Annotated in this window: 20 protein-coding genes; 10 read left to right on the forward strand and 10 right to left on the reverse strand. The window is 35.7% G+C overall.

The genetic code is table 11. The features are described 5' to 3' along the window. Nucleotides 1–10 precede the first annotated feature (10 nt). Nucleotides 11–1,717: a fibronectin-binding protein EfbA gene (gene efbA / locus A5866_RS02035; protein WP_086444513.1), complete on the reverse strand. Its 1,707-nt coding sequence runs from the start codon at nucleotides 1,715–1,717 to the stop codon at nucleotides 11–13. Between the two features lie 179 nt (nucleotides 1,718–1,896). Here efbA and A5866_RS02040 point away from each other — a divergent pair, with 179 nt between their 5' ends. Further along, nucleotides 1,897–2,841 carry a PEP phosphonomutase gene (locus A5866_RS02040; protein WP_086444512.1) on the forward strand — a complete coding sequence of 315 codons (945 nt, stop codon included), beginning with the start codon at nucleotides 1,897–1,899 and terminating at the stop codon, nucleotides 2,839–2,841. 319 nt (nucleotides 2,842–3,160) lie between these two features. On the opposite strand, the gene A5866_RS02045 is transcribed toward A5866_RS02040, so the two are convergent. Further along, a complete protein-coding gene (locus A5866_RS02045) occupies nucleotides 3,161–4,282 on the reverse strand; it encodes a 5-methyltetrahydropteroyltriglutamate--homocysteine S-methyltransferase (RefSeq protein ID WP_086444511.1) in 1,122 nt (373 codons plus the stop codon). A 19-nt stretch (nucleotides 4,283–4,301) separates the two neighbouring features. Further along, on the reverse strand, nucleotides 4,302–5,420 hold the full coding sequence (locus A5866_RS02050; protein WP_086444510.1) for a 5-methyltetrahydropteroyltriglutamate--homocysteine S-methyltransferase: 1,119 nt from the start codon (nucleotides 5,418–5,420) through the stop codon (nucleotides 4,302–4,304). A 530-nt stretch (nucleotides 5,421–5,950) separates the two neighbouring features. Here A5866_RS02050 and A5866_RS02055 point away from each other — a divergent pair. The 5 genes from A5866_RS02055 to A5866_RS02075 all read left to right on the forward strand — a co-directional run bounded on the left by A5866_RS02055 (nucleotide 5,951) and on the right by A5866_RS02075 (nucleotide 10,398). Beyond that, on the forward strand, nucleotides 5,951–6,607 hold the full coding sequence (locus A5866_RS02055; RefSeq protein ID WP_086444509.1) for a hypothetical protein: 657 nt from the start codon (nucleotides 5,951–5,953) through the stop codon (nucleotides 6,605–6,607). Nucleotides 6,608–6,719: 112 nt separating this feature from the next. Beyond that, nucleotides 6,720–7,289, forward strand: a complete 570-nt coding sequence (locus A5866_RS02060; RefSeq protein WP_086444508.1) for a GNAT family N-acetyltransferase — start codon at nucleotides 6,720–6,722, stop codon at nucleotides 7,287–7,289. Between the two features lie 432 nt (nucleotides 7,290–7,721). Beyond that, nucleotides 7,722–8,711 carry a tryptophan ABC transporter substrate-binding protein gene (gene trpX / locus A5866_RS02065; protein WP_086444507.1) on the forward strand — a complete coding sequence of 330 codons (990 nt, stop codon included), beginning with the start codon at nucleotides 7,722–7,724 and terminating at the stop codon, nucleotides 8,709–8,711. Between the two features lie 17 nt (nucleotides 8,712–8,728). Beyond that, nucleotides 8,729–9,616 (forward strand): ABC transporter permease, encoded by an 888-nt coding sequence (locus tag A5866_RS02070; RefSeq protein WP_086279564.1) that lies wholly within the window; start codon nucleotides 8,729–8,731, stop codon nucleotides 9,614–9,616. Further along, the gene (locus A5866_RS02075) at nucleotides 9,613–10,398 is read left to right on the forward strand and encodes an ABC transporter ATP-binding protein (RefSeq protein WP_086444506.1); all 786 of its coding nucleotides are present in this window, start codon (nucleotides 9,613–9,615) and stop codon (nucleotides 10,396–10,398) included. Before A5866_RS02070 ends, A5866_RS02075 begins: the two co-directional genes overlap by 4 nt. 48 nt (nucleotides 10,399–10,446) lie before the next feature. Here the strand turns inward: A5866_RS02075 and A5866_RS02080 are convergent, their stop codons facing one another. Together A5866_RS02080 and A5866_RS02085 are read right to left on the reverse strand one after the other, a co-directional pair. Next, entirely contained in the window at nucleotides 10,447–10,905 is a 459-nt protein-coding gene (locus A5866_RS02080; RefSeq protein ID WP_086279562.1) for a threonine/serine exporter family protein, read from the reverse strand. A gap of 12 nt (nucleotides 10,906–10,917) precedes the next feature. Then, nucleotides 10,918–11,679, reverse strand: coding sequence for a threonine/serine exporter family protein (locus tag A5866_RS02085; protein WP_086279561.1), 762 nt, complete (start codon nucleotides 11,677–11,679; stop codon nucleotides 10,918–10,920). A gap of 240 nt (nucleotides 11,680–11,919) precedes the next feature. Here A5866_RS02085 and A5866_RS02090 point away from each other — a divergent pair, with 240 nt between their 5' ends. Beyond that, nucleotides 11,920–12,108, forward strand: coding sequence for a hypothetical protein (locus A5866_RS02090; protein ID WP_086444505.1), 189 nt, complete (start codon nucleotides 11,920–11,922; stop codon nucleotides 12,106–12,108). 30 nt (nucleotides 12,109–12,138) lie between these two features. Here A5866_RS02090 and A5866_RS02095 read toward each other — a convergent pair whose 3' ends face one another. After that, a complete protein-coding gene (locus A5866_RS02095; protein ID WP_086444504.1) occupies nucleotides 12,139–12,912 on the reverse strand; it encodes a Cof-type HAD-IIB family hydrolase in 774 nt (257 codons plus the stop codon). Between the two features lie 151 nt (nucleotides 12,913–13,063). On the opposite strand from A5866_RS02095, the gene A5866_RS02100 reads away from it, so the two are divergent. Together A5866_RS02100 and A5866_RS02105 are read left to right on the forward strand one after the other, a co-directional pair. After that, nucleotides 13,064–13,783, forward strand: a complete 720-nt coding sequence (locus A5866_RS02100; RefSeq protein WP_086279558.1) for a response regulator transcription factor — start codon at nucleotides 13,064–13,066, stop codon at nucleotides 13,781–13,783. Further along, entirely contained in the window at nucleotides 13,784–15,253 is a 1,470-nt protein-coding gene (locus A5866_RS02105; RefSeq protein ID WP_086444503.1) for a sensor histidine kinase, read from the forward strand. It begins immediately after the preceding gene. A gap of 42 nt (nucleotides 15,254–15,295) precedes the next feature. On the opposite strand, the gene A5866_RS02110 is transcribed toward A5866_RS02105, so the two are convergent. From A5866_RS02110 to A5866_RS02120, 3 genes are all read right to left on the reverse strand, one after another. Further along, a complete protein-coding gene (locus A5866_RS02110; protein WP_086279556.1) occupies nucleotides 15,296–15,847 on the reverse strand; it encodes a hypothetical protein in 552 nt (183 codons plus the stop codon). Nucleotides 15,848–15,851: 4 nt separating this feature from the next. Continuing rightward, entirely contained in the window at nucleotides 15,852–16,562 is a 711-nt protein-coding gene (locus A5866_RS02115) for a hypothetical protein (RefSeq protein ID WP_086279555.1), read from the reverse strand. A gap of 107 nt (nucleotides 16,563–16,669) precedes the next feature. Continuing rightward, nucleotides 16,670–18,778, reverse strand: a complete 2,109-nt coding sequence (locus A5866_RS02120) for an LTA synthase family protein (RefSeq protein ID WP_303393686.1) — start codon at nucleotides 18,776–18,778, stop codon at nucleotides 16,670–16,672. 303 nt (nucleotides 18,779–19,081) lie between these two features. Between A5866_RS02120 and A5866_RS02125 the strand changes: the two genes are divergently transcribed. Next, complete coding sequence (locus A5866_RS02125; RefSeq protein WP_086444501.1) at nucleotides 19,082–20,254, forward strand: class I SAM-dependent rRNA methyltransferase; 1,173 nt, start codon at nucleotides 19,082–19,084, stop codon at nucleotides 20,252–20,254. A 40-nt stretch (nucleotides 20,255–20,294) separates the two neighbouring features. On the opposite strand, the gene A5866_RS02130 is transcribed toward A5866_RS02125, so the two are convergent. Next, on the reverse strand, nucleotides 20,295–21,191 hold the full coding sequence (locus tag A5866_RS02130) for a LysR family transcriptional regulator (protein WP_086444500.1): 897 nt from the start codon (nucleotides 21,189–21,191) through the stop codon (nucleotides 20,295–20,297). Nucleotides 21,192–21,466: the final 275 nt, after the last annotated feature.

Consider the following 21,466-nt stretch of genomic DNA (forward strand, 5'->3'; position numbering starts at 1 on the left):
GAACAGGCCTCTAATGAGGTCTGTTCTTTTTTAATGTTTCCACTAATTCTTCATTAGGCGTAACATAAATCGTTTTTTGATTTTCGTAAATTACGTAACCAGGCTTTGCACCATTGGGTTTATGAACGTGTTTGACTTGGACATAATCTACAGGTACTTGGGCTGATAAACGGTATTTTGAAAAATAAGCGGCGAGATTCGCAGCTTCCATCAAGGTTTCTTCTGACGGGTTGGTCTCTTTAATGATTACATGAGAGCCTGGGATGTCTTTTGCATGTAGCCAGATATCTGTTTTTTTAGCTGTTCTTAGTGTAAGCTGGTCATTTTGCAGATTATTACGACCGACAAGAATCAGGTTGCCAGCACTTGAATAAAATTCTTCTGGTTTACTTTTCTTTGGTTGTTTTTGTTTTTTTGACCCGCGTTTTTTTACATAACCTTGTTCAAGCAGTTCTTCTCGAATCATCTCGATATCCATTGGACCTGCAATCTCAAGTTGTGACAAGACTGATTCTAAGTAGCTGATTTCTTGTGTCGCTTGCTCGATTTGTCCATGAACGACTTTCACCGCATTTTTTAGCTTTTGATACTTTTGAAAATATTTTTGGGCATTTTGATTGGGTGTAAGTGCTGGATTTAACTTGATTTTTAATAAATGATCTTCTTCATAATAATTTGGTAATTCAACGAATTCAGCCCCTTTTGGCACTTGAGCCATAAAGGTGGTCAATAGTTCTCCATCTCGACGGTAATTTTCAGCATGTTCTGTATCAGCTAATGTTTGTTGAAGTTTTACTACTTTGCTTTGATTCCGCTTTAGTTCATTTTCGATTTTATGGATCAATTCGCCACCTTGTTGTTTAACACGATCTTTTTCAGCTTTGCCGCCATAAAAGGCATCTAATAATTTGCTTAGTGTTTCAAATGTTTCTTGATTTCCATTTAATGATAAGTAAGGTAATGGTGTAAAGTACTCTTTTTTATCTGTTACGGTTAATGTTGGCGCAAGTTCTGATTTTAGTGAAGACCAAAAGGATTGCCAGACCAGCATTTTTTCATTTGAGCGTTCATTTAGAAGGAAAGCTAACTCATCAGCTGTATCTTTTCCTAAACCTTGAAATTTATTTTGTAAGTATTTTCCGTTCAGTTCGCTTGTTGTTGACAGAAGCTCAAAGACTTTTTCTTTAGACGCTGAGAATGGATTTTGCTGATTTTGCTTGGGTGGATCGATGTATTCAACACCAGGAAGCAAAGAGCGATAACTATTTTGAGAGCTCCCTATATGTTTGATCGCATCTAAAATCTTACCATTCTCTTTATTGATTAAAACAATCGTACTATGCCGACCCATCAATTCAACGATTAAAACGATATTCTGTAAATCACCTAATTCATCTCTTTTAGTAAAAGTAAAATGGATCACCCGATCGTTATCGATTTGATGAATCTCTTCTAATATTGCGCCTTCTAAAAACTTACGGAGCATCATGACAAAGTTCGGTGGTGTCTCAGGATTGGCATAAGCGATTTCGGTCAACTGCACTCGTGCATAGCTTGGGTGCGCTGATAAAAGTAATTTATGATTTTTCCCCTTTGTGCGGATAACGAGAACAATTTCATTTTCATAAGGCTGGTGAATTTTTGAAATTCGACCTGTAACTAATGCCTCAGATAATTCCGAGACGATTCCATGAGTAAATACGCCATCAAATGACATAAACATCCCTCAATTCTATATACATAATAGTACTATTATAACGGAGTTCTTTTTAATTATAAAGGAAGTGGAAAATAAAAGTTCGAGAATGAGAGATTGTTTTATCTGATTTGTAAATGACTGCGCTTTCTTGTTTTTTCTAGTATAATAAAAGAGGGAAACATTATAGGGGGGATATTATGGTAAAAAGATTGATCAGTGCAAGTTACAGTGAAGTCTCAAAAATGACTGCAGAGGAATTGAAACAGTCAATCAAAGCGAGTGAAGGGCGTACAATTCTTTCTGAAAACGTCGTCGTTGCATCACCACAAGCAGGGGATATTAGTAATGCAGAGGTTGCAGCGGCATTTGGAGCGGATTTGATTTTATTGAATGCCTTTGATTGCTTTAATCCAATCGTGCAAGGAATTCCAGGTATGTCCTTAGAAGAAGTTATGGGGTACTGGCAAAATCCAGAAACCAACAAAATCAATCCAATTCCGATTTTAAAAGAATTAGTCGGACGACCGATTGGAGTAAATTTAGAACCTGTTGATGAAACATCTACTATGTTTAGTGAAAAACTAACGATCAGTAGTGGTCGCACAAGTTCAAAGGAAACGATTCAAAAAGCTGAAAAAATTGGTATCGATTTTATTTGTTTAACTGGTAACCCGGGAACTGGTGTAACGAATGCTGAGATTGCTAAAGCAGTTAAGGTGGCAAAAGAGAATTTTTCAGGTCTGGTGATCGCAGGCAAAATGCATAGTGCCGGATCGGATGAACCTGTTGTTTCGACAGAAGCAGTTGAAGCTTATGCAAAAGCGGGAGCAGATATTCTATTATTACCAGCGGTTGGAACGATTCAAGGATTTGCAGAAGAAGATATGAAAGCAGCGGTTGCGATTGCTAAAAAATATGATTTACTAACAATGTCAGCAATTGGAACGAGTCAAGAGAGTGCTGATAAAAAGACGATTCGCCAAATTGCCTTAACCAACAAAATCTGTGGAGTAGATATACAACATATTGGAGATGCAGGCTATGGTGGTCTTGCACCAGTAGAAAATATTTATGAAATGTCCGTAACAATTCGTGGTATGCGTCATACGATCAACCGGATGGCTCGCTCAGTCAATAGATAACACGAAAAGAGGGTGTGAAACAAAAGCAAACAAACTTTTGTTTCACACCCTAAATACAAATAAACGGTGGGAGCAAACGGTCCTCCATGCTTCGAGGATCGGAGTGAAACGAGAACCATAGACGCAGAAGCAGCCACTACGCTTCGATCACATTGTTGTAAATTGCTGTGAATCACGAAGAACAATAGAATTCGATGATAAACAGTACCTACTTGGCACGAAGAACGAAGTGATTCGATGATGCACAATACAAGGTGTCTGAAAGACACCTTGCTCGCTTTATTTCTCGAGGCTGAATTCTTCTGTCCTAGCCTTTTTATTATGCATCTTGCCAAACTTGTTTTGCGGTCTCAACGACTAATCTTACTTTCGCCCATTGTTCATCTTCTGTTAGATGATTGCCTTCTTCTGTAGAAGCAAAACCACATTGAGGTGAAAGACAGAGATTTTCTAATGGGATATAAGCTGACGCTTCATTGATTCGTTTACTTAAACTTTCTTTTGATTCTAGTTCAGGAAATTTAGAAGTAACGAGTCCTAACACTACTTTTTTTGCGGGATCATTTTTATAGATTTGTGACAAAGGCTCAAATCCGCCTGAACGATTATCGTCATATTCTAAGAAATAACCATCAATCGTTAACTGCGCTAAATACGGCGCAACATGATCATAGGGACCAGCAATTGCCCAGTCTGATTTATAATTACCGCGACAAACATGCATCGTAATTGTGAGATCTTTTGGTAAGTCTTGGAGTAACTGATTGACGACTGCAACACCTGCAACACATTGTTGCTGCCAGTGCTTGATTTCATCGTCAGTCTTAGCATTTTCAATGAAGCCGGTATACATACCCCAAGAAGTATCATCTAACTGTAGGTAACGACAGCCTAAATCATAGAACTTTAAAATCGTTTGGTGATAGGCTTTGGCTAAATCATCAATAAAGATATTTTCATCTGTATAACTTGCATAGGTGAATGTATCACTTTTACGATTAAAAAGTAATGTCGGTGAAGGAATTGTAGCTTTAGCAAGAATTCCTTCCGGTGTATGTTCATTTAGAAAGGTAAAAGCTTCAAAAAAAGGATGTTCTGGGTTAAATGTTACTTTATCTGTAATTTGGTAAGAGGCAGCTCTTGTTTCAACTTGGTTAAATTGATAACCATGTTCAGGTGTTGTTTGTTCAACACCATTTAACCCCCATAGAAAATCTAAATGCCACCAACTGCGACGGAATTCTCCATCTGTAACAGCTTTTAAACCATTTTCAACTTGTTGATCGATCAACTCAATAATGGCTTGATCTTCGATAGCTTTTAATTCTTGTGCAGAAATTGTCTGATTTGAAAAATTTTGTCGGGCTTTTTTTAAGGTATCAGGGCGCAAAAAACTGCCAACCTGATCGAAACGAAATGGAATTTCCTTAATAGTTGTCATTGTGTTGCCTCCTTTTATTTTATGCATCTTTCCAAATGGTTTCAGCAATGCTTTTTACAAGTTCGATTTTTTTCCATTGATCTTCTTCAGTTAAATGGTTTCCTTCGTGCGTAGAAGCAAAGCCGCATTGTGGCGATAGGCAAATTTGATCTAGCGGCACATATTGGCTAGCTTCTTTGATTCGTTCACTGATTGTAGTAGGGTCTTCCAACTCGCCATTTTTTGTTGTGATCAAGCCTAAAACGATTTGTTGTTCTTTTAGTTCTTTGAGCGGCTCAAAACCACCAGAACGTTCGTCATCGTATTCTAAGAAAAAGCCGTCAAATGCCTTAATAGAAAAAAGGTTTTTGGCAATTTTTTCGTAAGAACCGTTATAAAGCCAATGAGATTGGAAATTTCCTTTACAAAAATGGAAAGTGACGGCAAGATCCGCTGGTTTATTCGCTAAAGATTTCTCAGTCACTTCTTGAAAATCATTTAGTAGCTGATCTGCATCCAAGCCATTCTTTTTAATTAGATCTCGGAACCGTTCGTCAAACAATCCGCCCCAACTGGTGTCATCCAATTGCAAGTAGCGACAGCCAGCATCGTAAAAGGCTTGGATTGCATCTTGATAGGTCTTGATCAAATCTTGTTTGAACGTTTCTAAAGAAGTATAAATAGGGTTTTCGTTATATTGTTTTGATAAAATCAGAGAATCTAGGAAAATCATGTTAGGACCAGGAATTGTTTGTTTAGCTAATGCTGGTGCTGCATGTTTTTGTGTGAAGCGGAAATGCTCAAGAAAAGGATGAGTGGGTGAAAAAGACAATGGTCCACTAACATATGTTCCTTGAGCATCTGTTGTTATGCCAAAAGCCGTGGTTTGAAAATCGTAAACAGTAATACCATTCAAGCCTGCAATAAAATCTAAATGCCACCAACGTCGCCGAAATTCACCATCGGTTACAGCATGAAGTCCGACTGCTTTTTGTTTTTCAATCAACTCAATAATAGTTTGATCTTCTACTTCAATTAATGCATCTTTGGAAATCGAACCATCAGCAAATGCAGCACGCGTATTCTTTAAGGCTTCAGGTCGCAGAAAGCTTCCAACAATATCGTAGCGATAAGGGATTTTTTGGTTGTTATTAGACATAATTTTTCCTCCATTTTTTAGTTAGATTTAATAAAAAAGTACAAAAAAAGCCCAATACTTTTTTGCAAAAGTAAAGGACGACTGAGCGTGTTACCACCTTTAATTCAAAAATCTCTTACAAGATTTTTCTCTGTAGGTACAGATCATGCATCTATACCTTGACGCTGTAATGGGCGCTCCCAATATTGGCTGTGCAGTGTTGACCAATATTCACTAAAAGACCATCTTCCTATTTTTTCAAATTATCTCTTTTCAGCTACCGAGACTCTCTCATCAATTCTCTAAAAACAGTACTCTTCTTTTCATCGTTTTTTAATTTATTCATCATTAATGAAAGTATAGGCTAGAGAATATCGTTTGTCAATAACGGATTCTTGTTTTTTATAATTCGTGTTTTTTAATATTTATATAAATATATAATGAAAATAAAGCTCTGTTTTATTAAATAGTTTAGAGTCTTTATTTGTTATACTAGGCAAAGGAATAAACTACTAGTATAATAAAAGCATAAGTTGTAGAGGAGAGAACACATGAAGAAAAATTTTATTGATGTTAAAGATGATTTTATTGCTCTCATAAATAGACAAAAAAAACTAGCTGCCATCATTTTGGCTGTGATCATTTTAGCCATTATAAGTTTAGTTGTAGCAGTTCCAAGGATGCAGGCTCATATTCGTGCATCAGAAATTAAATCCCTTGTTAGTGAAGATAAGCTAGTGAAAAAAGCCAGCTATTTAGACAGTCAAACGGCCGATAAGGAAATCAGTGATAAAACAGCGATGACGGTTTTGTTTTCAACACCAAGCGGAGAGACCTATACTCAAATCATTGATGTCTTAAAGGACAGTAAACAAATGAAAGATTTCAATCATAGTATCTATATTTATCCAATCGTTTATGATGCAGAGAAAATCGAAAAAAAATATAATATTAAAAAAGATGACGTAACAATTATTTTCTTTGAAAATGGTAAAGAAAAAAATAGGATTCCAATTGATAAAAGTCTAGATATCAAAACCATGCTTATCCCGTCTTTAAATCAGTTGCCATTAACTAGTGTGGGAAAAAGTGCTCAACCACCAGCAGCAACAAAGACGTCAAGTTCTGAAACGCCAGCAACAACTCAAGCAGCCACAGACGAGCAAGGTGTTGGTCAATCTTCAGAAGCCGATTCAGTAGCACAATAAATCAAATAGTAGAAAGAAGGACTTGATATGAAAGAATTAATTCTATTCATTTTAGTGGGACTTTTTATAGTAAGACCTAGATTACAGCGTGTCCCTGTAAGACGTGATCAACGTGACAACTTTTAAGTGGCGGACTTTGGCGACTGATTTATTACGAAAGAGGACTCAGCCTAAACCTGAGTCCTCTTTCAAACATAATCAATCAAAAAAAGTGCGAGTAAACAAAGAGATTCGCTTGATCCCTTTTGATCAGTTTCGTCAGGAGTCTTTAAAATGGTATCAAGATCCTGAAAGTATGTACAATATAGTTGGATCAAAGATTGCCTACACAAAAAAACAAATTCAGCAAATGTATGAATGGCAAAATGAACATGGCTTACTCTATTATATAGAATACAACAATGGGGAGCACCCGCAAATAATAGGGGATGTTTGGTTAGCAGATGATGACTATGCGATCGTGATCGATCAAGCCTTTCGCAATCGTCATATTGGCCGAAGGGTTACGAAATACTTTATTTACAAAGCAAAAAAACTGGGGAGAAACTATATTACTGTGAGTGAAATTTTTAATTGGAATAAAGCCTCTCAGAAAATGTTTACTAGTCTAAACTTTTATCCTTTTAAAGAAAATAAAGATAGTTGGAGTTATCGTAGACGACTAAAAATAGATACGATATAAAAAGAGATTTCAAAATAATCGTTCCTTTAAACATTTTTAGACTTGACGAACAAATTCTTTATAGTGTAAACTGACTTTATTACAAAACTATAGGAGTGATTACATGAACCAACTGTCAAAACCAATCAACCAATTGAATAATTCATGGCAAAACTGGCGTAGATAGTTGTATGTATGAGACTCTCATAGATACAACTTTAGAAGACAAATTCTAAATTTTGTATCTATGTCGGTGTATTCAAGATGAATTTTTGACCGCATAGATGTTAGTCTATGCGGTTTTTGTTGAAAAACAATGACTGCTCCTTTTTAGGATTTGTCGTTGTTTTTTTGTTTGAAGTTGTTTAAGCAAAGAGAATAATAGATGGAGACTGAATGGTTCTCTATCTACGCAGGCGAGCCTGCTACGCTTTTAAATTAGGAGGAAACGTTATGAGAAAAAATCGTTTATCGGTCGTTGTCGTCGTTATTGTTGTTTTTTTAATTGGTTCTTTCTTTGTAGAAAAACAAGAATCGGCGAAAGAGAAGTTACCAACTGTGGGGGTCTTACAGTTTGTTAGTCATCCTGCTTTAGATCAGATTTATAAAGGGATTCAAGCGGGATTGAAGGAAAAAGGGTATGAGGATGGAAAAAATATGACGATCGCTTTTCAAAATGGACAAGCAGATCAAAGTAAGTTAGCTACGATGAGTCAGCAATTGGTGCAAGAAAAAAAATCTGATGTTTTGATCGGAATTGCAACACCTGCGGCCCAAGCGCTAGCGAATACAACCACAGAAATCCCTATCGTTCTCGGTGCAATCACGGACCCGGTCAGTGCTGGTCTTGTAAAAGATAACCAAAAGCCGGGCGGTAATATCACTGGAGTCAGTGATAAATCCCCAGTAGATGCTCAGTTTGATTTAGTGACTGAGATTTTGCCGAAGAGTAAAAAAGTTGGAATCTTATATGCTTCATCTGAAGAAAATTCTAAATATCAGGTTGAAGAAGCAAAAAACGTTGCAGAGAAAAAAGGGCTGAGCGTGAAAACGTACGCAGTGCCGTCAAGTAATGAAATTGCACAAACAGTTCAAGTAATGACGAGTGAAGTGGACTTTATTTATATTCCAACAGATAATACAATTGCAAATGCGATGCAAACTGTCGTCAATGAAGCTGATAAAACAAAAACACCGATCATTCCTTCGGTAGATACTATGGTAGAACAAGGCGGGCTGGCTACCGTAGGGATCAATCAATTTGACTTAGGTGTTCAAACTGGTAAAATGGCAGCGGATATCTTATCAGGAGAAGCCAAACCTGCAACGACGGCTATCTATACATTTAAAACAGGCGATATTATTGTTAATCAAAGGCAAGCTGACAAATTAGGAGTATCAATTCCAGAAAAAATCAAGTCGAAAGCGAAGATCGTAGACTAAATAAAGGAGAGAATCAAATGATTGTTTCAGCAATTGGACAAGGAATGTTATGGGCAATACTAGGATTAGGTATTTTTATGACCTATCGAATTTTAAATTTTCCCGATATGACGACAGAAGGCTCATTTCCATTAGGAGGAGCCGTGTGTGTCACAGCAATTACATCAGGAATTCATCCAATTATCGCTACATTGTTGGGTGTTTTAGCAGGGATGTGTGCGGGCTTGGTAACAGGACTACTATTTACTAAAGGGAAAATCCCAGTGATTTTGGCAGGTATTTTGGTGATGTCAGGATTGAATTCGGTTATTCTGTATGTGATGCAGACACCAAATTTATCTTTACTGAACAAGCCAAAGATTCAAGACTTCTTTTTACAACTAAATTTGCCGAATTACTATGATATTGTTTTCTTAGGTGTGATATTTTTGGCAATCATCATTAGCTTATTACTGTTTTTCTTTAATACAAATTTGGGACAAGCTTATATTGCGACGGGAGATAATGAACATATGGCACGTTCGATCGGGATCAAGACAGATTCCATGAAAATATTAGGATTGACCTTATCTAATGGTGTGATTGCTTTGTCTGGAGCGTTGATTGCCCAGAATGATGGTTATGCAGACGTCAACAAGGGGACCGGCGTGATTGTCATTGGATTAGCTTCAATCATTATTGGTGAAGTATTGTTTGGTGAATTGACTTTTGCAGAACGTTTAGTCGCTATTGTGGTCGGGAGTATCATCTATCAATTATTGATCTTATTAGTCATTAAGTTAGGGTTTGACACAACGTACTTAAAAGTCTTTTCAGCTGTGATTTTGGCCGCATGCTTAATGATCCCTCAGTTAAAAAAGGCTCTGAATCTACACTTTTTGCCATCAAAGGAGGATGAAAGATGAGTACGGTTTTAGAACTTAAACATGCAACAAAACGGATCGACAATGGTCTAAATGAAACAAAAAATATCTTGAATAATGTCAATTTAACGATTACTCAAGGAGAATTTGTAACTGTCTTAGGTGGTAATGGAGCAGGAAAAAGTACTTTATTCAATAGTATTGCTGGCACAACTTCTTTGAGTGAAGGGGAGTTAATAATCAATGAGCAAAATATTACAGCTTTTTCTGAAGAAAAGCGAGCTAAATATTTATCTCGTGTGTTTCAAGACCCCAAAATGGGTACGGCGCCTAGAATGACCGTTGCTGAGAACTTATTATTAGCACTTTATCGTGGGAAAAAACGTGGGTTGCGTTTACGTAAGATTAATGAGGAAAGAGCATTTTTTACCAAAATTTGTAGCGAAGTCGGTAATGGCTTGGAAAACCATCTAGATACACCAACAGGGAATTTATCAGGTGGGCAAAGACAAGCTTTAAGTTTATTAATGGCAACACTGACTAAACCTGAGCTGTTACTTTTAGATGAGCATACAGCGGCTTTAGATCCTAAAACGTCAAAACAGTTGATGCAATTGACGGATCAAAGAATCAAAGAAGGACAGTTAACTTGTTTAATGATCACTCATCGAATGGAAGATGCGTTGCATTATGGGAATCGGCTGATTGTTTTACAAAAGGGCCAAATCGTTAAAGATCTAAACAAGGAAGAAAAAGAAAAGTTAAGCTTGCAGGATTTGTTATTGTTTTTTGAAGAAGAGACAGGAGAAATTTCGCTAGATTAATCTAAACACTCGATCAAGGAGTTTTGTTTACTTGATCGAGTGTTTAAGTTAATTTTTTTTAAAGCCAGCTCTATTTTTATCTAATACATTTTTTAATAAACGTTCGACGATTCCAGTGACCATAAAGCCAGCGGCAATCGCGCCAGCAGTCATGATTACTTTAATGATTGAATGGAACCCTAAAACATAATCACCTAAAACAATGCTTCTGACCGCTTGATAGGCAGGACCACCTGGTACTAATGGAACAAGGCTAGGAATATTAAAAATCGTCATCGGCATCTTTTTTTTACGAGAAAAATAAATGCTTAATAACCCAATACCGATTGCTCCTAAAAAGTTAGCAAAGATCACTCCTACTTCTAAGTTTTTCGTAGACCAATAAACCATCCAGCCTACAGCACCTGTGATACCACAAGCATTTAAAAGCTTTCTGGGAACATTTGTCACAATGCCGAAGGTAACGGTACTTAAATAACTAAATAAACAATGTATGAGTACTTCCACGTTCATTTCTCCTTACATAAATAATTTAAAAACGATGGCAATTCCGATGCCAATTGATCCAGCAACAAATATTGCCTCAGTAGCTCGTGCTGTTCCACTTAAAAGATGTCCTGCTAGTATGTCTCTAAAAGAGTTTGTAATAGCTACACCAGGGACAAGAGGCATCACGGCACCGATAATGATATTATCAATATTTCCTGCTAAGTGGAATTTGACTGCTAGATAAGCAAGTAGCCCAATGGTAAAAGCAGCAAGAAAGTCATCAAGAAATTTGATGTTCAGCCATTCTTTTGTGAAGTAGGCCACGCTATATCCGATCATACCAATAAAAAAAGTGGCAAGAAAGTCATGCCAATTTCCACCAAAAATGTACATCAGAGTACAGCTGACAAGCCCTGCTGCGAGGATTTGTAGCGAAACGGAATACGTCGGTGCTTCATGATTGATATTTGTAAGCTTGTGATTAAGTTCTACTAATGAAATTTCTTTATCCGCAAATTTCCGCGAAAGGTTATTAACGATAGCAACTTTTTCTAAATTAATACTTCGTTCTGTAACATTTTCTAATTGAGTATAATTACTAGAGCGAAAGCCCATAAAAAGACCAGTAGCGGTTACATAACTAACACTTTCTTTTTGACCAGCATTTTCAGCAATCCGGTTCATTGTATCTTCAACTCGGTAAACTTCAGAACCACTTTCTGTCATGATCTTGCCAGCCATCAAACATGTATCTAAGATAAGTTGTGTATTTGTTTGTTTATTTTCTTCCATGGAACAAAACTCCTTACAATAAATTCGCAGTAAAATTAGTGTATCATTTTTTTGAGATGTTTGAAATGAATAAAATCATTCGAAGACAAAAAAGAAGCTAAGCTAATTTTAGAATTTCCTTAGAATTATAAAGAAACACTAAAAAATTGTTGGAAACTTCACAGATACCTAAAACATCCTTGCTTTTTCTAAGTAAAAGTCCTATCCTTATAGGTAACAAACCAAAGGGGTCTAGATATTATGGATAAGCAATGGTCACTTTATTCAGTAAGCAGTCTTATTTTACTTATATTGTTAAAAAGAACGTTCGATCAAGGACATCTAGGATTAAGTGCTATTTTACTTTTTCTCTTACTGATTCAAGTGACAGGAACCGTTATCTGTGTTCATCAAAAAAGACATAAAAAAGAAATCCCATCTTCTAAATAAGAAGTGGGATTTTTTTATGGAGTTGACAGCTTAAATCAAGTCAAAATGTTTTAAGGCATGGACAATTCCGCCTTCAGTATTTTTCTTAGTAATAAAGCTAGATCGTTCTTTAAGTTCCTTACGTGCATTGCCCATAGCAATTTTATTGTCGCATGCTTCAAATAGCGCAAGATCGTTGATTCCATCACCAAAAGCAAACGTAGGAACGTTTGGCAAGTCGAGCGTTTTGAACAAGTTTTGAACGCCTGTTCCTTTAGAAACGCCCTTTCTAACTGTATCGATAGAGTAGGGGCCATTACGATAAAAGGTCATTTCTGGAAAATGCTTTAAATAGTGCTCATCGCCATCTTCTGAGAGAACTAACATCATATTAACCGTCTTATCTTTCAAACTAGAATGATCGATTACAGGAGCTTGGGAATGGATAAAGGCATACGCATTTGTGACTATGTCATTATGACCAGAACACCAAATTTGTTGATCATTATAAAAGGATAGTTCATGACCAAGACTTTTGACCTGTTCATACATTTTTAAACATTCTTCATAAGTAAATTCATCGGAATAGACTTTTTTTCCCTCAACTTGGATAAATTGCCCATTCATTACGATTGCTGAATCAATTCCGCTAGCTTTCATAATATGTTCGATTTCTACTACTGTCCGACCGGTTGCAATCAAGGGTAAGATATTGTTATTTTTTAATGCCTGAATAGCATTTGTGATCTCTGGTGTAATTTGTGATTTGTGATCCAATAATGTACCATCTAAATCAAAAAAAGTGACTGCCTGGATATTTTTCATGAATTTTCAACGTCCTTTCATCCCTAATAGTATCAAAGATTGAACAAAAGACAAAGCTTTTTTGAAGAAAGATAGAAGTTATTGGAGCTAGCCGTTTTTTAGAGTATAATATAAATGACGTTAAACTTGAAGGAAAGAGGCGAGTAAAATAATGAATGTATTAATGATAGAAGATAATGAGTCTGTTTCAGAAATGATGCAAATGTTTTTTTTAAATGAGGGCTGGGAAGCTACGTTTAAATATGATGGTAAAGAAGGACTTGATGCCTTCTTAGAAAACCCAGAAAAATGGGATATGATCACACTTGATTTGAATTTACCGACGATGGATGGTATGGCAGTTTGCCGTGAGGTTCGGAAAGTATCAAATACAGTTCCGATCATTATGTTGACAGCAAGAGACTCCGAAAGTGATCAAGTAATCGGTTTGGAGATGGGAGCAGATGACTACGTCACCAAACCATTCAGCCCATTGACGTTGATCGCCCGAATCAAAGCGCTCCATCGTCGTTCTGAAATCGGGGAGCATGCGGTAGAAGGATCAGAACGTTCAGATGATCAATTTGATGTAGAGACAGATCATTTCAAGATGAATACTAAAACTAGAGAAGCTTATCTGGATGACAAACTAATTGGCGGATTGACACCAAAAGAATTCGATTTGCTTTATACGTTAGCGAAAAAGCCAAGACAAGTATTTTCACGTGAGCAGTTACTGGAAATGGTTTGGGATTATCAATATTTTGGTGATGAACGGACTGTGGATGCTCACATTAAAAAGTTACGTCAAAAAATTGAAAAGGTTGGACCACAGGTTATTCAAACAGTTTGGGGCGTAGGGTATAAATTTGACGATTCTGGAGTAGCATAGATGAAATATTTATATCAACAATTATTGGCTTTTTGGGGTGTGATCATTCTAATCATATTGATCGTGGGGACATCTTTTACCCAATTAACCAAAAAAACATTACAGGATACCAATTATGAGCAGCTTCGAGGATATGCTATATCCGCTTGGAAAACCAAAGATTCGATCAATAGAATGCCAGGGATGACGGATCAAGACATTTGGAACACTTCGTTTCAGTTATTTGAAGGATTTTTAAGCAATCAAGATGTTCAGTTTGTTTTTTATGATCGAAACATGCAGGTGCAATACCCTTTGAGTTCAGAAAAAAAACTTGATAACACAGTTATTAAAGAAAATTGGGATGCCTTAATGCAGGGGCAGCAAGAATATGCTACGATCGAAAGAGATATTTACGGCAATAAAAATATGTCATCTTATGTAATGATGCCGGTCAGCAAAACCAATGTTCAATCCAATGAGAACATCATTATTGGTGCGTTAGTCATTACACAACCAGCAAAAAATGTTTCAGATAGTGTCGATGCAATAACGGCCAATTTATTTAAAGGCTTTATTATATCCAGCATCGTTGGATTGATTCTAAGCTATTTCTTTGCTAGTTTCCAAGTGAAGCGAATCAATCGAATGAGAAAAGCAACGAAAGAAATCACGAGCGGTAATTTTGATATTAAACTGGTTACGCATGACAAAGATGAATTCGATGATTTAGCAGAAGACTTTAACAAGATGGCTGAATCTCTAAAGGAATCTAGAGAAGAAATCGATCGACAAGAAGATCGGCGGCGCCAATTTATGGCGGATGCTTCCCATGAGATGAGAACGCCACTCACAACCATTAATGGATTGTTGGAGGGGCTGCAATACAATGCAATTCCGGAAAGCCAAAGAGAAAATGCCATTAAATTGATGCAAAATGAAACTTCACGGTTAATTCGCTTAGTTAACGAAAACTTAGATTATGAAAAAATCAGAACCAATCAAATTAGTATTGTGGTCAAAAAGTTTGATGCAACTGAAACGTTGAAAAATATCCTGACGCAGTTAGAAGGAAAAGCTGAATCAGCTAATGATCGGCTGATATTAGAAGCCGATGAAGCAATCGATGTTTATGCAGATTATGATCGTTTTGTTCAAGTCATGGTTAATATTATTCAAAATGCGATTCAATTTACGCAAGATGGAGAGATTCGGGTTCGCTTGCAAAAAGGATACTTGGAAACGATTATTACGATTTCAGACACTGGAATAGGAATGATGGAGGAACAAGTCCAAAATATTTGGGACCGATATTACAAAGTTGATCCTTCTCGCAAGAATACAAAATATGGTGAGTCTGGTTTAGGGCTATCCATTGTGCAACAATTGGTCCGTCTGCACAAAGGGAAGATCAGTGTAGAAAGTCAGGAAGGTCAAGGAACTAGTTTTACTATTTCGTTTCCTGATGTTGAAATAGAAGATGAAATCTAGAAAAAGCGCCGATCAAACAGAATATGTTTGATCGGAGCTTTTTTAAGCTGTTTTAATGATTTTATCCATATATGGACTTTCAGCAATTTGAATATCATTCGTTAAAACTAAAATAGCTTTTTGTTTTTCTTTTGCGATTTTTTGAAGTAAGGGTAATAGCTCTTGTCTTTGACTAATCGTTAGTTTTTGGAAGATATCATCAATAATAATGATATCTTTTTCTAGTAGTAATAATTGAATTAACTGAAGTTTGATTTGTTCAAAAGTACTTAATTGATCCTCGGATTTGTTTAATACACTTGCTGGAAGAGAAACGTAGGTGAATAAATCATTCAGTCGTTTCTTTTTGTCCTTTTCCTTGATTGAAGTTCCTACAAATAAATTATCTCTAATCGAAAGATAAGGCAAAAAGATATTTTCAGATAGAATAAACCCAATCGCCATGGACTGTTTCATATCAAACGTTTTATCAATTAAAAAATAAAAATCAGCTTGGATACTACTTTGATCTTCTAAAACGACCGTCATATGTTGTTGTTGAAATAGCTCTTTGAAACTGTCTTCAGTCCAATTATTTACTAAAGGAAAATTCATGTACTCACATCCTAAATACTTTTTTTGATTGTCTTGAAAGAAGATAAGTGGAAACTAAGGTGCTCACCGCTGTAATCGATACTACTATGAAAGAACTCTTTGAGAATGCTCTAAAAATTGCAGCAACAGGTAAGTTGCTTATTTGTAAGGACAGAAAATGCGTGTCGGCAGTTGAATCTATTAGTTGACTCGGCGTACTTTCAATCAGTATCTTAGAGGAAAAAAGTGTCACCCTCTTGATACCTAGTCCATTAGCGAGGATGGGTCTGGCTTGGATTAAAATGTATTCATATGTATGTTGACAGACACCAAGAAAAACAGCAGTAACGAGTATGCCAAATGCGATTGGAATCATACTCTCCAAAATGGATTGCTTCGTGACGAAACCATTTGAAAATCCCATAATACGCCATTTCATCATATCTTGTTTTTTTAATTTTAATGAAATAAAGAGTAATAGTGTAATCAAAATTGTCCATAAAACTAACATAACAATATATAAAGAAGTGTATAGTTGCATAATTTTTTGATAGTTGAAGTGGTAATCAGTGTTATTGATTACGGTACTAACTTGGTTGTACAATGAACTTTCTAGATCTTTGAGATTCAGAATACTTGTTAATAGAAATAGAAAAAAGGCCGAGCAGACACCAATGCTAAAAGAAATTTTTTTATGATAAGAAACGCTGGCAAAAGCGTAACGGATGTTTTTCAATTAGGTTCACCTCACTAAACTAAGTATAAAAGAAGAATATGAATAAATTATGAATAAGATATAAAAAAGCTTGAGTAATTTACTCAAGCTTTCGTGATTATTTTGTGTTATTTACCAGATTTTAAATAGTCTTGGTATGTTTCAGTATGGTATTTATCAACGGTAGAAGTGTTGTTGTTTTTACTGTAAACACTTGTGGATTTATTGCCTTTTTCATCTTCGATTTTTTCTAACTGTTTTAATTGATCCTTGTAATTGTAATCATCCGGATTGACTGGTGTTAATCCGCTATTTGTATAGAATCGTAGCAAGTCACCGTTTGTTGTTTGATCAGACATCGATAACTGCAAATTAGCCTGCTCTTTCAATGCTTTAGCTTCTTGTTTTTCTTGCTCAGTTGGTTCTTCTAGCAGACGACCAGTAGCAGTTTCATAGATACTAGAGCCTAACATTGTATATTTAGGTGAAACGTAATTACCATTTCTAAATGCAACCAGTTGTGAGTTGTCTTTAGAGAATAAATCTTGACCCATTTGAATGTAGTTTTTCGTGTCAACACCCATTAAATGTAATAGGGTAGGTAACGCATCAATTTGACCACCATACGTATGATTGATTCCGCCATTTGTTTGACCTGGAATATGGATCATATAAGGAACGCGCTGCATAGTTGAATTGTCAAAGTCATTCCAAGTTGATTTTGATTTCCCAAGTAATTCCGCTAAGTTCTGGTTTCTAGAAGTCGAAACGCCGTAGTGATCACCATAAAGGACGATTACAGAGTTTTCATAAAGACCAGAAGCTTTTAAATAATTAAAGAATTCTTCAACGGATTTATCAAGATAATTAGCTGTAGCAAAATAGCCGTTGATTGTTTCATCAGATGTTTGAGCAATCGGGAATCCAGCTTCATCATTAGTAAATTGAGAATATGGATAGTGATTTGAAACAGCAATAAATTTAGAGTAAAACGGTTGTTGCAAGTGCTCCAAATATTGAGCCGATTGTTGGAAAAACGGTTTATCATGCAGACCGTATTGGAATGAATTATCTTCATTAACGTCGTAGTAATTAGCATCAAAGAAATAATTATAACCTAAATGCTTGTATGTTTCGTTACGGTTCCAGAAGTTACCAGCATTCCCATGGAAGACAGCACTTGTATAACCGGCTTCTTGACCCAAAATAGCAGGAGCTGCTTCAAAGGTATTCTTACCACCGACTTGAGTGAATAATGACCCTTGGTCTAAACCGAATAATGAATTTTCAAACATAGTTTCAGCATCACTTGTTTTTCCTTGACCCACTTGGTGAAAGAAATTGTCAAAACTATAGGTACTATTACTGTGATACAAGCTATTGATAAATGGTGTTACAACATGCTCAACACCTTTTTCATCTTTCAATTTGTAATCAATCAAAAATTGTTGGAAACTTTCTAAGTGAATATAAATCACATTTTTTCCTTTAGCCATACCAAAAGTATCTGGGTTTGGTGCGGCATAATGACCCTTGACGTAATCTGAAACAGCGTCCATATCATTTTCACTAGCTTCTGCTCGAACTTGGTTTGTTTGGTAGGTGGTGACACCATCATAAACTGTAAAAGCATTTAAGCCTAAAAACTTAACGATATAATCACGAGAGAATTGGCGACCCAATAATTGAGGACGAGCTGTTTCGGCTAATGTTAAGTTTGCGACAAAAAACAAAGCAGATAACATACTAATTGAAACGGCAACACGTGCTCTGACAGGACGTTCATCCATTTTGATTTTTTTAGTTAGCAATAAAATACCAATTACAATGAAATCAAGCCAATAAAGGACATCGTAGGGTCTAAACAAACGTAACGCACTTTCACCCAGTCCGCTGGCAACCTTCCCGGCACCAAGCATTGTATTCACTGTAATAAAGTCAGTAAATTCTCTGTAATACACTACATTAGAGAATAATAGTAACGTCAACAGAAAATACAAGACCATCATCGTAATATATGAAGCTTTCTTTCTTCTTACATATAAAGCAATTGCCAATAAGAAAAACGTAGAAGCAATTGGGTTAATGAAGAGAATGAAATATTCAAAAGCATTCTCAATTCTTAAATGAAAATCAACTGTATAAGCAAAAATGTTTTTCAACCAAATCAACAAAGCCACAAACCCAAAAAGTCCTAAACGCGTGTTTAAAAACTTAGGCATATGTATTTTTTTTATAATATTCAAAGTAAACGTATCCTTTCCAAAATCAGATCTAAGAGAAAGTAATTTGAAAAATCTCCAAAAACTTTCTATACACTCTTATAATTTTACTCTCTCTGTAATTCTATGTCAATTTAAATCAAGATTCCACCTAGTAAAGTTAACAAAATTTTACTTTTCTTAAGATATTAGAAAATAGATAATTGATTCTAGCTAACGACAGAGATCGCTTTTTTTGATATACTAGCCAATGATGTGAATACAAGCAATCAAGCTAATTTTTACTGGAAAATCAAATCTGAATTGAGGATGACATGTATGAATATAACTGTAACAAAAAAATCGGAGAAAAAATTTAAGGGAAGATATCCCCTTATTCAAAAAGAGGATCTCTTTACTATGCCTAAATCATTTTCAGACGAATGGGTTACGTTTGTTGATAGTAAAGGTCAATTTATTGCGACAGGCTATCTTGGTGAACAAAATAAAGGAATCGGCTGGTTAGTCAACTGGCAAGGAAATGTGGATGCAGTTTTTTTAGAAAATCTATTTTTAAAAGCTAAAAGTCATCGAGCCACATATGAACAAGATGAATCAACTTCAGCTTATCGCGTATTTAATGGAGAAGGGGACGGACTAGGCGGGCTGATCATCGATCGTTATGACGATTTTGCTGTATTTTCTTGGTATAACGAAACCTTGTATCAAAAAAAAGCAGAAATTATTCGAGCGTTTAAAGCCAGTTTTCCAGAAATCAAAGGCGCGTATGAAAAAGTGCGCTTTGCAACCAATTCTTTACCAGAATCGCAAAAACTATTTGGAAACGATGCTCCTGAGCCACTATTGGTTGTTGAAAATGGTGTAACGTACGCTACTTATTTAAACGATGGTTTGATGACAGGGATTTTTCTGGATCAAAAAGAAGTTCGAGGTCGCCTGATTGACGGGATTGCTGCTGGAAAAACGGTCTTGAACATGTTTAGCTATACAGGAGCATTCTCAGTTGCCAGTGCAATGGGCGGCTCAAGTACAACAACTAGTGTAGATTTAGCCAAACGTAGTTTACCAAAAACGAAAGAGCAGTTTGAAGTGAACCATTTAGCTGTGACAGATCAAAAAATCGTAGTAATGGATGTCTTCGATTATTTCAAATATGCTGTCCGAAAGCGATTAAGCTATGATGTAATCGTTCTTGATCCGCCAAGTTTTGCCCGTAATAAGAAAAAAGTGTTTTCTGTTGCTAAAAATTACGGTGATTTAGTTAAAGATTCTGTAGATATTTTGTCAAATAGAGGCTTATTGATCGCCTCAACGAATGCTGCGAATATCTCTCTGGAAAAATATAAAAAAATGATTGTTGCAGTATTAGAAGAAAAGCAAGTGGACTATCGATTTAAGGAAACGTATCAATTGCCAAGCGATTTTAAAACGAATAAACATTTTGAGGAAGGGAACTATCTAAAAGTTTTCTTCATTGAAATAGAAAAATAAACAAAAGAGCTTGTTCTTTTTAAAGAACAAGCTCTTTTGTTTATTGATAAAACATGTTTTGTGCAAATGGCACAATAAATTCTTTAAAACGTAAAGCAGCTGGCGAAAGAAAATGATCTTTTTTAGTTGCTAAATAAATGTAACGAGGGAAGAAGTTATCTTTCAAGGTAATGGTTTTAACATTATAGGCAGCGATCGAAGGGATCTTTGGTATCAAAGCAATTCCGTAGTCATGCGCTACAAAACCAAGCATCGTATGATCTTCCTCGACTTCACAAACAATCGTTGGTGTAATGTTGGCCGCTGTTAATAATTTATCGAGATAAGGGCGCAAACCACTTCGCTCATTAAAATAAACAAAAGGATATTCACTTGTATCCTTTAAAGAAATCGTATCATTTGTTGCTAAAGGATGATTAATTGGGACAACCAAAACGATTTCTTGCTCGGTTAAAATCTCATAATTAAGTTGCTCATCTTCTTTTAGCTTAGAAGTAATTGCGATATCGACATCCTCTCTTAAAAGTAAATCAGTCATATCTGAGGAATTTCCCTGAAATAAATTGAAGCGGATTTGTTCATTGCCAGGATAAGCTGAGAATTCTTTCATTAACATAGGGGCTAAGAAAGAACCAGCAGTATAGATAAAGCCAAAGTCAATCAAGCCTTTGTCAGGACTGACTAATTCCTTTAAAGCTCGCTCACCCTTTGCTAGTTCTTCTAAAGCCGTTGAAACGTACGTATAGAAAAATTTCCCATATTTTGTTAGTTGGATATTTCTTCCTCTTTTTTCAAATAACTGTGCATCTAATTCTTTTTCTAATTCTGACATGGAATGGCTTAAATTTGGTTGTGTGGTATTTAACAACTTGGCCGCATGGGTCATGTGTTGAGTGTCTGCCAACATTCTAAAAAACTCTAATTGCCGCAAGTTCATCTATAAAACTCCTTATTGGTCATTCATTTATACACACAGTTTATCAATAAATTTAGAAATATGCATTATAAATGTAAAAATGAATTCGAGCAAAACTATAAATTTTATTTATCCAAAACATAAAAAACATTCATTGGAATTTATCGGTTTGTTGGATTAGAATAAATTTATAGATATTGTGAATAAAGTAACAATAAGAAGTGTTATTTAGATTGAGCTTGTATTTTAGAAAAAGTACATGTAATTAAAAGAAATAATTATTTTTTCTACTGCTT

Source organism: Enterococcus sp. 12C11_DIV0727 (assembly GCF_002148425.2).
Lineage (GTDB): Bacteria > Bacillota > Bacilli > Lactobacillales > Enterococcaceae > Enterococcus_L > Enterococcus_L lemimoniae.

Bases quoted from the DNA above. Each gene is read 5' to 3' on its own strand.
- A5866_RS02085 (WP_086279561.1), bottom strand. From the start codon at position 11,679: ATGGAAGAAAATAAACAAACAAATACACAACTTATCTTAGATACATGT.
- A5866_RS02090 (WP_086444505.1), top strand. From the start codon at position 11,920: ATGGATAAGCAATGGTCACTTTATTCAGTAAGCAGTCTTATTTTACTT.
- A5866_RS02050 (WP_086444510.1), bottom strand. From the start codon at position 5,420: ATGTCTAATAACAACCAAAAAATCCCTTATCGCTACGATATTGTTGGA.
- A5866_RS02110 (WP_086279556.1), bottom strand. From the start codon at position 15,847: ATGAATTTTCCTTTAGTAAATAATTGGACTGAAGACAGTTTCAAAGAG.
- A5866_RS02040 (WP_086444512.1), top strand. From the start codon at position 1,897: ATGGTAAAAAGATTGATCAGTGCAAGTTACAGTGAAGTCTCAAAAATG.
- A5866_RS02070 (WP_086279564.1), top strand. From the start codon at position 8,729: ATGATTGTTTCAGCAATTGGACAAGGAATGTTATGGGCAATACTAGGA.
- trpX (WP_086444507.1), top strand. From the start codon at position 7,722: ATGAGAAAAAATCGTTTATCGGTCGTTGTCGTCGTTATTGTTGTTTTT.
- A5866_RS02125 (WP_086444501.1), top strand. From the start codon at position 19,082: ATGAATATAACTGTAACAAAAAAATCGGAGAAAAAATTTAAGGGAAGA.
- A5866_RS02045 (WP_086444511.1), bottom strand. From the start codon at position 4,282: ATGACAACTATTAAGGAAATTCCATTTCGTTTCGATCAGGTTGGCAGT.
- A5866_RS02105 (WP_086444503.1), top strand. From the start codon at position 13,784: ATGAAATATTTATATCAACAATTATTGGCTTTTTGGGGTGTGATCATT.
- A5866_RS02055 (WP_086444509.1), top strand. From the start codon at position 5,951: ATGAAGAAAAATTTTATTGATGTTAAAGATGATTTTATTGCTCTCATA.
- A5866_RS02100 (WP_086279558.1), top strand. From the start codon at position 13,064: ATGAATGTATTAATGATAGAAGATAATGAGTCTGTTTCAGAAATGATG.
- A5866_RS02095 (WP_086444504.1), bottom strand. From the start codon at position 12,912: ATGAAAAATATCCAGGCAGTCACTTTTTTTGATTTAGATGGTACATTA.
- A5866_RS02130 (WP_086444500.1), bottom strand. From the start codon at position 21,191: ATGAACTTGCGGCAATTAGAGTTTTTTAGAATGTTGGCAGACACTCAA.
- A5866_RS02075 (WP_086444506.1), top strand. From the start codon at position 9,613: ATGAGTACGGTTTTAGAACTTAAACATGCAACAAAACGGATCGACAAT.
- efbA (WP_086444513.1), bottom strand. From the start codon at position 1,717: ATGTCATTTGATGGCGTATTTACTCATGGAATCGTCTCGGAATTATCT.